This is a genomic window from Actinacidiphila yanglinensis (assembly GCF_900107965.1).
GTDB lineage: Bacteria > Actinomycetota > Actinomycetes > Streptomycetales > Streptomycetaceae > Actinacidiphila > Actinacidiphila yanglinensis.
The window spans coordinates 201,909-214,349 of record NZ_FNVU01000003.1 but is presented as its reverse complement, the minus strand read 5'-3'; the positions used below and the strand labels follow the sequence as shown (position 1 = coordinate 214,349).

Sequence of the window (12,441 nt, the reverse complement as noted above, 5' to 3'; positions counted from 1 at the left end):
CGCGGGCTGGAACTCCAGCGCCGCGGTGGGTGTGCTGCGAAGCACAGGATTACAAAGTCAACGGGGAAGGGGTAGTGCCCCGTCCCCGCGGTGGAACCCCGCAAGCGATTCCGTCCGGCGCCCCACCCCGGCAGCGGGGTGTGTGTGGTGGGGCGGGGCGCCGGACAGGCTCACGGGAGGCGGGCCACTAGCCCACGGTGATACCGGCGTTCTTGCAGGCCTGGACGAAGGCCGCGGAGCACAGGTCGGAGGTCTTGTACAGACCGTCCTTGACGACCGTGGCGTTGATGTTGGCCTTGGTCACCGAGGTGGCCGTGATCAGGTGGGACGGAACGGTCTGGCCCGACCCGCTCTTGGCGGTGGTGTCGGTGATGGACTTCCAGTCCTTGCCCTGGATCATGTCGACCGCGATCTCGGCGGTGGCGTCGGCCTCAGGCTTGTACGGCTTGTAGATGGTCGACGTCTGGGTGCCCACCAGGATCCGCTGCAGGCCCGTGAGTTCGGCGTCCTGGCCGGTCAGCGGCGGGTTGATGTGCGCGCCCTTGAGGGCGGTGGCGATACCGCCGGCCATCGTGTCGTTGGCCGAGTAGACGCCCGCGATGTTCTTCGCACCGAGCGAAGTGATCGCCGCGTTCATCTTCTTGTTCGCCTCGGTGTCCTTCCACAGGCCGGTCTGCTCGTAGGCGATGTTGACCTTGCCGTCGAGGGCCTTGTGGGCGCCGGCCTTGAACATCGCGGCGTTCGGGTCGGCCGGGTCACCGTTGATCATGACGATCTTGGAGGTCGGCTTGGCGTTCGCACCCATCGCGGTCAGCAGCGCCTGACCCTGCAGCTCGCCGATCTTCTCGTTGTCGTACGAGACGTACGCGGAGACCGGGCCCTGGGCGAGGCGGTCGTAGGCTATGACCTTGATGCCCTTCTTGACCGCGGCCTGGACCGACGACTCGATGCCGACGGAGTCCTGCGGGTCGAGGATGAGGACCTTGACACCCTTGGTGATCATGGTGCTCACCTGCTGGGCCTGCTTCGACGGGTCACCCGCGGCGTCGTCGTAGCTGATGGTGCAGTCGGAGCACAGCTCCTTGATCTTCTTCTCCATCAGCGGCTTGTCGAACGAGCCGTAACGTGCCGTGACCGTGTCCGGCAGAAGGATGCCGATCGACTTGTTGTCCTTGCCCGAGTCACTGCCGCCGCCAGCCTTGCCGCATGCGGCCAAGGTGGCCGCCATCGACACAGCCGCCGTGCCGATGACGATCCGACGCGTCATTGCGTTCATCTGTGGTTGCCTCCCTGACAGGGCCGCAACACTGCGGCCGAGGTGCTCGTGAGTCAACTCCGGCTGACACGTGTCGTCAAGAAGTAAACACTTAACGAGATGGCAACGGCGCGTTTCGTTAGCTGTGTGAACGCTCCGTTATGCCGAAAAGGCGGGCGTATCAACCGGTGTGTTCCCGTCGAGGAGCGTCGAATCGCCCATTTCACTCAAAACCAGGGCAAGTGCCCCCAGAACCTCGGCCCGGGCGCCGAGCGCTCCCGGCATCACCGACAGCCGCTGGGCGGCGCTCGGAATGGCGTACCGCGCGACCGATTCGCGGATCGGGCCGAGCACCAGCTCGCCCGCCTCGGCCAGGTCCCCGCCGAGCACGACCCTGCTGGGGTTGAGCAGGTTGCACAGGCTCGCCACTCCCATCCCGATGTGCCGGCCGACGTCGCCGATGACCCGGCGGCAGCCCGGGTCCCCCTCCCGCCCCAACTGCACCATCTTGGGGATCGTCAGGCCGTCCCCGTGGCTGCCGCGCAGCAGCTCCAGCACGTAGCGCGCCGCGGTGAAGGTCTCCAGGCAGCCGCGGTTGCCGCAGCGGCACACCGGCCCGGACTCGTCGAGGGTGATATGCCCGATCTCGCCTGCGGTGCCCCCGGGTCCGCGGTAGATCCGGCCGTCGACCACCAGGCCGGCGCCGACCCCGCTGGCCACCTTGATGTAGGCCAGGTCCTTGACCCCGCGGCCGCCGCCCCAGACCAGTTCCCCCAGCGCGCCGAGGTTGGCGTCGTTGTCCACCTGCACCGGCACGCCGAGCCGGTCGGTCAGCTCCTGCCGCGGGTTGATGCCGCTCCAGCCGGGCAGGATCGCGGTGGAGCCGAGCGTGCCGGTCTCCATGTCGATCGGGCCGGGTACGCCGAGGCCGACGCCGAGCACCTTGTCGCGGTCGATGCCGGTGGACTCCACCAGCCGCGCGACCAGTTGCTCGGCCCGGTCGAAACCCTGGGACGCCGAGGCGTCCACGTCTATCGGCTCGGACTGCTCGGCGAGCACCTGGTGGGCCAGGTTCCCGACGGCGACCCTGAGGTGGGAGTGGCCGAAGTCGACGCCGACCACGATGCCCGCGTCCCCGGACAGCGCCACGCTGCGCGCCCGCCGACCGCCCGAGGAGGTCGGCGTGACCTGCACCGTCCCGTTGTCACGCAGTTCGCGCACGATATTGGACACGGTCGCGGCGGACAGTCCGGTCGTGCGCGCGATCTCCGCCTGGGTGAGCGAGCCGGCGAGCCGGACGGCCCGCACCACGCGCTCCAGGTTCGCCCGGTGCAGCGATGACTGCGATCCCGGTGTCTCCACGACATCCACTCCTGCCCGGCAGCCGGAGCGGTACCGGCTGCCCGCACGGGACGAGGCCCGGTACCGGCGTCAGAGCTGCCACACCAGTGAGACCCCGTCGTCTACAACATGTGAACTCTAAGTTGAGTGTTAGGGGTGATGTCCCGTCAAGGGGGAGAACCACACCGTTACGCGAACCACCCCGGACGCCGACCAGCGGCTCCGCATGCTCGCGGAGCCGCCGGGGACAGCGTACGGGGTGGACAGAGCCGGGTGTGGGCCTATTTCACAGCACCTGCGGTCAGGCCCGCCTGCACCTGGCGCTGGAAGAAGATGTAGACCGCCAGCACCGGCAGCATCGCGATCGACAGGCCGGCGAACAGGCCCGACCAGTCGCCCTGGTACCCCTGCTGCACCGCGAGGTCGGCCAGACCCTGGGTGAGCACCCATTTGTCGGTGTTGCCCTGGTTGAGCACCAGGGGCAGCAGGTACTGGTTCCACTGCCCGAGCACGTTGAAGATCCCGATGCTGATGATGCCCGGCTTCGCCATCGGCACCATGATCTGGAAGAACGTGCGGGTGTGGCTGGCCCCGTCGACCAGCGCCGCCTCCGCCACCGACGTCGGCAGCGTCCGGAAGAACGACGTCATGAAGAAGACGGTGAAGGGCAGCGAGTAGGCGATGTAGACCAGGATCAGGCCGGGCAGCGTGTTGAGGATGCCCAGGTTCTTGGTCACGAAGAACAGCGGCACCAGCACCATCACGACCGGGAAGGCCATGCCGCCGACGAACAGGAAGTAGATGAAGCGGTTGCCGAAGAACTCGAACCGGGCGAGCACGTAGGCGGCCATCGAGCCGAACAGCATGGTGCCGAAGGTCGAGAAGCCGACCACGATCACCGTGTTGATGAAGTAGCGGCCCATGTGCGCCTTGGTCCAGGCACGCGACCAGCTGTCGAAGTGCGGGTGCACCGGCAGCGACCAGGGGTGCGACAGGATGTCGCCCGAGGTCTTGAACGAGCTCCACAGCGCCCACAGCAGCGGCACCGCCACCATCAGCGCCCACACGACCAGGAAGCCGTGGCTGAAGACGTTCAGCACCACTCCCTCGCCGCCCCAGCGGTGTTTGGCCGATGCGTCGGGCGCGGACTTGGGCGCGACCTGGTTCGGGCTCTTGTCCGCCGGACCGGGCGTGTCTTCGAAAGTCTCTGTGGTCATCCCGGAACCCCTAGAACTCGATGCGCTCGCGGCGCGACAGCCGCAGCGTCAGGACGGCGAACAGCAGCGTCACGATCAGCATCGCGACACCGATCGCGGCCGCCATGCCGTACTGGCTGTTGTCGCGGAACGCCGTCTTGTACAGCAGCAGCGGGACCACGTCGGTCGACTCGTTGGGACCGCCGTTGTTCACGGACATCAGCTGGACCAGGGCGAAGCCGTCCATGGCGATGATGCCCATGTAGACCCAGCCGGTGGCCACCGTGTCGCGCAGCAGCGGCAGCGTGACCCGGAAGAAGGTGACGAAGCGGCCGGCGCCGTCCAGCAGCGCCGCCTCGTAGATCTCGCCGGGGATGGAGGCCATGCCGGCCGAGAAGAGCACCACGTAGAAGCCGACGTTCGACCAGACCATCACCGCCATGATGCAGGCGAGCGCGATGCTCGGGTCACCCAGCCAGGACTGCTGGAGCGAGGTGAGGCCCACGTCGCCGAGCAGGTTGTTCAGCAGGCCGTTGTCCGGGTCGGGGTTGTAGATCTGCTCCCACAGCACCGCGATCACGGTGACCGACAGCACCTGCGGGAAGAAGTAGACGATCTTGTAGAAACCCGCGCCCCGAACGCCGGCGACCGACGCGCTGCCCTTGCGCCGGCCGCCGACATTGAGCATGAAGGCGAAGAAGAGTCCCAGCGCCAGCGTCACGAGAGGCACGATCAGCAGCATCAGGACGTTGTGCCACAGTGCCTTCCAGAAGAGGTTGTTGTGGATGATCTTCTGGTAGTTGTCCAGCCCGATGTAGTGCTTCTCGGGGGTCAACCCGCTCCAGTCCGTCAACGAGATCTGGAAGTCCTGGATGAAGGGCGAGATCACGAGGACCGCGTACAACGCCACAGGAACTGCCAGAAACCCGATGATGAACCGGTACTTGCCGTGTCGCATAGTGCCGGTCGCTCTCGTCTCAGCCGTCAGGGAATGGATCGGGTCACACGTGCTTGAACTTGGGCACGGACGAGTCGTTCTTCGTCGCGTCCGCGGCCTTCTGCGCGCCCTCGATCCACTTCTTGGCGTCGATCTTGCCGGTGAGGAGCTGGAGCGTCAGGTTGCCCAGGGTCTCCTGATTGAGCTTCACGTACCAGTCCTGGAGGCGCGAGTTGAGCACGTTCGCACTCGCGGCCGTCAGCGCCTTGGACGCGGAGGCCAGGCCCGGGGTGAGGGTCAGGCCCTCCGAGGCACCGGTGATGCAGGTCAGAGACTTGGTGGTGTTGGTGAAGTTGTCCGTCTCCTTCTTGCTGATCATGATGCGCAGCAGTTCCATGCCGCCGACCGGGTTCTTGCCGTTGGCCGCGACGATGTACGGCTCGCCGGCCGCCGCGTAGACGGTGCCGAACGGCAGCTTGTCGGAGGCGCCGGAACCGACCAGCGCGCCGACGGCCAGGTCGAAGTCCTTCGGCATGGTCGGGGCGGCCTCGTTCTCCACCCAGGAGCCGTCCGCCACGATCGCGGCCTTGCCCTTGGTCCAGGCGGTCTGCATCTGAATGTGCGTCATGCCCTCGGAGCCGGGCATGAAGTACTTCTTCGCCGCGACCTCCTCGTAGTACCCGATCACCTGCTTGACGGCGTCCACCTGCCAGGCGCCGTCCTCGAGGTCGTCGATCGCGTTGAGGACGTCCTTGCCGCCGACCTTGCCGATCTGGGCGAGCAGGTCGAAGTGCACGTAGTACGGGTACTTGCCCGGGTAGGTGAAGAGGGAGATGTTCTCCTTCTTCGCCTTGGCGCCCAGGGCCAGCGCCTGGTCGAAGGTCTGCGGGTACTCCCAGCCCTTGTCCTGGAAGAGCTTGTTGGAGTACCAGCCGCCGTAGACGGTGAACGCGTAGTTGAACGCGTACATCGCCGAGGTGCCGAACTGGCCCTGCTCGACGGTGCCGGCGATCAGGACGTCGCGGACCTTCTTGCTCGGGTCGTCGATGGTCGGGGCGTCCAGCAGCGCGGTGAGGTCCTGGAGCTTGTTCTCCTTGGCCAGGGCCGCGGTGTCGAGGTTGTCGGCACCGGAGTTGTCCATGACGTCCGGCGGGGTGTTGCTGGCGAAGCGCGGCTGGAGCTTGGGGCCGAGGCCCTGGGTGCCGGTGTGCTTGACCTTGATGCCGTACTCGGAGTTGTAGACCGTCTCCGCGGCCTTGACGTACGCGTCGCCGAAACCGCCCTTGAAGATGAAGGCCTCGAGCGGAGTGCCCTTCTTCACGCCCAGCGGGTTGGTCGCCGACTTGGCGCCCGTCGGTTCGGACTTCGGCTTGTCGCTGCCGCCTCCACTGGAGGCACACGCGGACAGCAGCGAAGCGGACGGGACGGCCACCACGCCGATGGCAACGGCCCGCTTGATGGCATCGCGGCGGTTGATCTCGGAGCCCATGCTCAAGTCCTCAGCCTTCTTCCAGGACTCATGCGGTGCAGCGGAATCCGCCGACGACCGCGAACAGTTGAAGCGTGAGTGATGCACTGCATCCAGTGAGGCGAGGAACGATAGCCGACGGCCGTCTTGGCCACCCTGTCAGCACCCCCGCGCGCCCCCGCGCTCAGCGGGTTCCCGGACGCCGACAGGTATAGTCCACTTGACTCCGGCAGGGCAAGATCGAATGAGAGGTTGGCCGCCAAGCTTTCCCGAGTTGAGACCTGTCCGAAACGTGGGATGTTTGCCTGGCCGAAAGGTCGGCCTGGTCTTGTATTCAGTTCTCAACGCCTCTCCCGATCGATGCGTTCAACTAGTGAACCTGCCGGGGGGGTCGGGCGGCGGCCGAACGGCCGGGAAACGCGGACGGGCCGCACCCCCGGGTGACAGGGATGCGGCCCGTACGGCCGACAGTGATGCTACGGACGTGTTACGCCCGGGTCAGCGGCTCACTTGCGCAGCAGCGACCGCAGCACGTACTGCATGATGCCGCCGTTGCGGTAGTAGTCCGCCTCTCCGGGGGTGTCGATCCGGACCACCGCGTCGAACTCGACGCCGGTGTCGGTGGTGACCTTCACGGTGCGCGGAGTGCGGCCGTCGTTGAGCTCGGTCACGCCGGCGAAGGAGAAGGTCTCCTCGCCGGTCAGGCCCAGGCTCTGCGCGCTCTCGCCCTCGGGGTACTGCAGCGGCAGCACTCCCATGCCGATCAGGTTGGAGCGGTGGATGCGCTCGTAGGACTCCGCGATGACGGCCTTCACGCCGAGCAGCGCGGTGCCCTTGGCGGCCCAGTCGCGCGACGAGCCCGAGCCGTACTCCTTGCCCGCCAGCACGACCAGCGGGATGCCCTGCTCGATGTAGTTGCGGGAGGCGTCGTAGATGTACGCGACCGGCGCACCCTCCTGCGTGAAGTCGCGGGTGAAGCCGCCCTCGGTGCCCGGCGCGATCTGGTTGCGCAGCCGGATGTTGGCGAAGGTGCCGCGGATCATGACCTCGTGGTTGCCGCGGCGCGAGCCGTAGCTGTTGAAGTCGCGGCGCTGCACGCCGTGCTCGGTGAGGTACGTGCCGGCCGGGGTGTCGGCCTTGATCGCGCCGGCCGGCGAGATGTGGTCGGTGGTGACGGAGTCGCCGAGCTTGGCCAGCACCCGCGCGCCGGAGATGTCGGTGACGGGCTCCGGCTCGGTGGTCATGCCCTCGAAGTACGGGGGCTTGCGCACGTAGGTGGACTGCGGGTCCCACTCGAAGGTGTTGCCGGTGGGGATCGGCAGGGCCTGCCACTGCGCGTCGCCGGCGAAGACGTCCTCGTAGGAGGTGCGGAACATGTCCTGGCCGATCGCGGACGCGACCACGTCGTTGACCTCGGCCTCGGTGGGCCAGATGTCCTCCAGGTACACCGGCTTGCCGTCGGTGTCGGTGCCGAGCGCGTCCTTGGTGATGTCCACCTTCATCGAACCGGCGATGGCGTACGCGACGACCAGCGGCGGCGAGGCGAGGTAGTTCATCTTGACGTCCGGGTTGATCCGGCCCTCGAAGTTGCGGTTGCCGGAGAGCACCGCGGCGACCGCGAGGTCGGCCTCGTTGACCGCCTTGGAGACCTCGTCGGGCAGCGGGCCCGAGTTGCCGATGCAGGTGGTGCAGCCGTACCCCACGAGGTTGAAGCCGAGCTTGTCCAGGTACGGGGTGAGGTGCGCCTTGTCGAAGTAGTCGGTGACGACCTTCGAGCCCGGGGCGAGGGTGGTCTTGACCCACGGCTTGCGGGTCAGGCCCTTCTCGACCGCCTTCTTGGCCACCAGGGCGGCGGCCACCATCACGTACGGGTTGGAGGTGTTGGTGCACGAGGTGATCGCGGCGACGGTGACGGCGCCGTGGTCGATCTCGTAGGTGTCGCCCTCGGGGGTGGTCACCAGGGTGGGCTTGGTGGGCACGCCGTTGTGGGTGGCCGGGGCGTCGGAGGCCGGGAAGGACTCCTTGCCCGCCTCCTCGTCGTCGGTGACGTAGTTGCGCACGTCGACGGCGAACTGCTGGGCGGCGTTCGCCAGCACGATGCGGTCCTGCGGGCGCTTGGGGCCGGCGATGGACGGCACCACCGTGGACAGGTCCAGCTCCAGCTTCTCGGAGTAGTCCGGCTCGGCGGCCGGGTCCAGCCACAGCCCCTGCTCCTTGGCGTACGCCTCCACCAGCGCGACCTGCTGGGCCGAGCGGCCGGTCAGCGTCAGGTAGCTCAGCGTCTCCGCGTCGATCGGGAAGATCGCCGCGGTGGAGCCGAACTCGGGCGACATGTTGCCGATCGTGGCGCGGTTGGCCAGCGACGTGGCGGCCACGCCCTCGCCGTAGAACTCGACGAACTTGCCCACCACGCCGTGCTTGCGCAGCATCTCGGTGATGGTCAGCACCAGGTCGGTGGCGGTGGTGCCGGCCGGCAGTTCGCCGGTGAGCTTGAAGCCGACCACCCGCGGGATCAGCATCGACACCGGCTGACCGAGCATCGCGGCCTCGGCCTCGATGCCGCCGACGCCCCAGCCGAGCACGCCCAGGCCGTTGACCATGGTGGTGTGGGAGTCGGTGCCGACCAGGGTGTCGGGGTACGCCTGGCCGCCGCGGACCATGACGGTGCGGGCCAGGTGCTCGATGTTCACCTGGTGCACGATGCCGGTGCCGGGCGGGACCACCTTGAACTCGTCGAACGCGGTCTGGCCCCAGCGCAGGAACTGGTAGCGCTCCTTGTTGCGGCCGTACTCCAGCTCGACGTTCTGCGTGAACGACTCCGGGGTGCCGAACCGGTCGGCGATCACCGAGTGGTCGATGACCAGCTCGGCCGGGGCGAGCGGGTTGATCTTCGCCGCGTCGCCGCCCAGTTCCTTGACCGCCTCGCGCATGGTCGCCAGGTCCACCACGCACGGCACGCCCGTGAAGTCCTGCATGATCACGCGGGCCGGCGTGAACTGGATCTCCTGGCTCGGCTGGGCCTGCGAGTCCCAGCCGCCGACCGCCCGGATGTGGTCGGCGGTGATGTTCGCGCCGTCCTCCGTACGCAGCAGGTTCTCCAGCAGCACCTTCAGGCTGTACGGCAGCCGGGCGGAGCCGTCCACCTTGTCCAGACGGAAGATCTCATACGATTCGTCGCCCACCTGCAAGCTGCTGCGGGCGTCGAAGCTGTTCGCCGACACGACAGTCTCCTTCATGCATGTTCTCGCGCGTACCAAAGCATTGCTGGCGTCCTGACGGTACGCCTCGGCAGATATCTCGATGTCGAGATAACTCTAGTACACCACCCGGAATCGGGTACCCCCGGCCCGCCGGGGTATCCGCGCCCGGCCGCCTCCACCGGTGCTCACCGGCGCGGTCAGGCCGCGTCGGCCTCGCCGGTCCGGTACACGTCGCGGACCTGGATCCCCAGCAGGAAGGGATGGTGGGCGTAGGCGCCGGCGATCGTGGCGGCGGAGGGACCCGGGGTGGCGGAGCGGAAGCCGTCCAGCCGGGGGTCGGCCGGTATCTGGACCACCAGCCGGGGCGAGGGCTGCGGCGCGCTGCCGGGCGGCAGGTACGCGCGGCTCAGCACGCTCGGTGTCAAGGTCAACCGGTCGCCCCGGCCGTCGAGGTAGATCACGTGCGGGGGTGTCGGCCGTCCGGCCGGCAGGGGCAGCGGGCTTCCCGGCGTGACGCCGGCCGGCCGCCAGCCGTGGGCCCGCAGGCCGCGGTCCGAAGCGCGCAGCGCGGACCGCAGGTCACCGCGGCCGCCGATCATCGCCTGGGTGGTCCGGACGCACTGCACCGGCGCCGTCTTCGGGTCCCTGCCGCCGACCAGCCCGATGCAGACGTCGTTGACCGCGTCGGGGCCGATCCGGCCGGCCGGCAGCGCGCTCGCGACGGCGTCCACGGCGCCCGCGTCCCGCCGCGCCGCGGCTGCCGCCGCGGCCGAGACGCCCGCGGAGTGCGCGACGGTCCGCACGTCGTCCGGCGAGGGGGCCGACGGCCCGGTCCGCAGGCTCCGCAGCGCGAGGAAGACCATCAGGCCGAGGACCAGGACCACGACGACCGTGATCACCGCGAGGCAGCTCAGGCAGTTGGAGAAGCCGCTCTGCGGCGGGCGGGCCGACAGCGGCACGTCCACCGCGCCCTTCGTGCCGTACCCGCCCGGCGACCCGAAACCGCGCCCGCGCCAGTCGCGCGGTCCTTCCCCCCGTATGACCATGCCGGAAGTGTGTCCACGCGCGGCGCGCCCCACCGTCGCGTTCACCGGTCGGATGCCGGACCGAGACCGGGACGGAACCGGATACGGATGGGCGGCGTCCGAGTGGGTGAGGGGGTCCACCGCACGGCCGCGCCCCGGATGGCAGACGGCGTCGCCGGGGATACGGTGAGAGCGGCGGAGCGTCGGACGGGTGCCCGTGGGTACCAGTGCCGCAACAGATGTCACCGACGCGCCACGGATGGCCGAACCCCGCTAGCCCTATCTCAAATATGAGATAGCCTCTGACATATGACCGACGATTACCTGGTACGCATCGGCAGGCTCATCCGGGACGCGCGACAGCACCGCGGCTGGACGCAGGCGCAACTCGCGGAAGCGCTCGGCACCAGCCAGAGCGCCGTCAACCGGATCGAGCGCGGCAACCAGAACATCAGCCTTGAGATGATCGCCCGGATCGGCGAGGCCCTGGACAGCGAGATCGTGTCGCTCGGGTACGCCGGTCCGATGCACCTGAGAGTGGTCGGCGGGCGCCGGCTGTCCGGCGCCATAGACGTCAAGACGAGCAAGAACGCCTGCGTCGCGCTGCTGTGCGCCACGCTGCTGAACGCCGGCCGCACCACGCTGCGCCGGGTGGCCCGGATCGAGGAGGTCTACCGGATCCTGGAGGTGCTGGGCAGCATCGGTGTCCGGACCCGGTGGATCAACGACGGGAACGACCTGGAGATCGTGCCGCCGGCCGAGCTGGACCTGGCCGCGATGGACACCGACGCCGCCCGCCGCACCCGCAGCGTGATCATGTTCCTCGGCCCGCTGCTGCACCGCACCGACCGCTTCCGCATCCCGTACGCGGGCGGCTGCGACCTGGGCACCCGCACCGTCCAACCGCACATGAACGCGCTGCGCCACTTCGGCCTGGACATCACCGCGACCGACGGCTCGTACCACGCCGAGGTGGACCGGGGTGTCAGCCCGAAGCGGGCGATCGTGCTGACCGAGCGCGGCGACACCGTGACCGAGAACGCGCTGCTGGCCGCCGCCCGGTACGAGGGCGCGACCGTCATCCGCAATGCCAGCTCCAACTACATGGTCCAGGACCTGTGCTTCTTCCTGGAGGAGCTGGGCGTGCGGGTCGAGGGCATCGGCACCACCACGCTCACCGTGCACGGCGTCGCGCAGATCGACCGCGACGTGGACTACGCGCCCTCCGAGGACCCGGTCGAGGCGATGAGCCTGCTGGCCGCGGCCGTGGTCACCGAGTCCGAACTGACCATCCGCCGGGTGCCGATCGAGTTCATGGAGATCGAGCTCGCGGTGCTGGAGGAGATGGGGCTGGACCACGAACTCACCCCCGAGTACCGGGCGGACAACGGGCGCACCCGGCTGGTGGACCTCACCGTCCGTCCGTCCAAGCTGAGTTCGCCGATCGACAAGATCCACCCGATGCCGTTCCCCGGGCTCAACATCGACAACGTGCCCTTCTTCGCGGCCATCGCGGCCACCGCCCAGGGCTCCACCCTCATCCACGACTGGGTCTACGACAACCGGGCGATCTACCTCACCGAACTCACCCGGCTGGGCGCCCAGATCAAGCTGCTCGACCCGCACCGGGTGCTCGTCGACGGCCCGACCCGCTGGCGCGCCGCCGAGATGATGTGCCCGCCCGCGCTGCGCCCCGCGGTGGTGGTGCTGCTGGCGATGATGGCCGCCGAGGGCACGTCGGTCCTGCGCAACGTCTATGTCATCAACCGCGGTTACGAGGATCTGGCCGAACGCCTCAACACGATCGGCGCGCAGATCGAGATCTTCCGCGACATCTGAGTGCGCGAATGCCGCCGCCCCCGCCTGGCCTGCTACGCAGTGGGTCAGCGACGGTGCGGCGGCATCTGCGGGACCTCTCTGGGACTTTGGGCCCGGGGCAGGCTACGAGCGCCCCACCACGGGCGCTACCAGCCGCCCGCGACCACACGACGATCGCGTCGATGGCGGCGCGATCAAACG

8 protein-coding genes are annotated in these 12,441 nt (G+C 68.4%); 1 reads left to right on the top strand and 7 read right to left on the bottom strand.

Translation table 11 applies throughout. The annotated features are described in order from the left end of the window. Positions 1–187 precede the first annotated feature (187 nt). From C4U44_RS07915 to C4U44_RS07885, 7 genes are all read right to left on the bottom strand, one after another. Complete coding sequence (locus C4U44_RS07915) at positions 188–1,276, bottom strand: sugar ABC transporter substrate-binding protein (protein WP_103884940.1); 1,089 nt, start codon at positions 1,274–1,276, stop codon at positions 188–190. A 138-nt stretch (positions 1,277–1,414) separates the two neighbouring features. Continuing rightward, complete coding sequence (locus tag C4U44_RS07910; RefSeq protein ID WP_103884939.1) at positions 1,415–2,617, bottom strand: ROK family transcriptional regulator; 1,203 nt, start codon at positions 2,615–2,617, stop codon at positions 1,415–1,417. Between the two features lie 260 nt (positions 2,618–2,877). Continuing rightward, positions 2,878–3,813, bottom strand: coding sequence for a carbohydrate ABC transporter permease (locus C4U44_RS07905; RefSeq protein WP_103884938.1), 936 nt, complete (start codon positions 3,811–3,813; stop codon positions 2,878–2,880). Between the two features lie 10 nt (positions 3,814–3,823). Further along, positions 3,824–4,750 carry a carbohydrate ABC transporter permease gene (locus C4U44_RS07900; RefSeq protein ID WP_103884937.1) on the bottom strand — a complete coding sequence of 309 codons (927 nt, stop codon included), beginning with the start codon at positions 4,748–4,750 and terminating at the stop codon, positions 3,824–3,826. 43 nt (positions 4,751–4,793) lie between these two features. Beyond that, complete coding sequence (ngcE, locus tag C4U44_RS07895; protein ID WP_103884936.1) at positions 4,794–6,218, bottom strand: N-acetylglucosamine/diacetylchitobiose ABC transporter substrate-binding protein; 1,425 nt, start codon at positions 6,216–6,218, stop codon at positions 4,794–4,796. A gap of 485 nt (positions 6,219–6,703) precedes the next feature. Further along, positions 6,704–9,418, bottom strand: a complete 2,715-nt coding sequence (acnA, locus tag C4U44_RS07890) for an aconitate hydratase AcnA (RefSeq protein WP_103884935.1) — start codon at positions 9,416–9,418, stop codon at positions 6,704–6,706. 176 nt (positions 9,419–9,594) lie between these two features. Next, positions 9,595–10,443 carry a hypothetical protein gene (locus C4U44_RS07885; protein ID WP_103884934.1) on the bottom strand — a complete coding sequence of 283 codons (849 nt, stop codon included), beginning with the start codon at positions 10,441–10,443 and terminating at the stop codon, positions 9,595–9,597. Between the two features lie 288 nt (positions 10,444–10,731). Here C4U44_RS07885 and C4U44_RS07880 point away from each other — a divergent pair, with 288 nt between their 5' ends. Beyond that, positions 10,732–12,261 carry a helix-turn-helix domain-containing protein gene (locus C4U44_RS07880; RefSeq protein ID WP_103884933.1) on the top strand — a complete coding sequence of 510 codons (1,530 nt, stop codon included), beginning with the start codon at positions 10,732–10,734 and terminating at the stop codon, positions 12,259–12,261. Positions 12,262–12,441 lie beyond the last annotated feature (180 nt).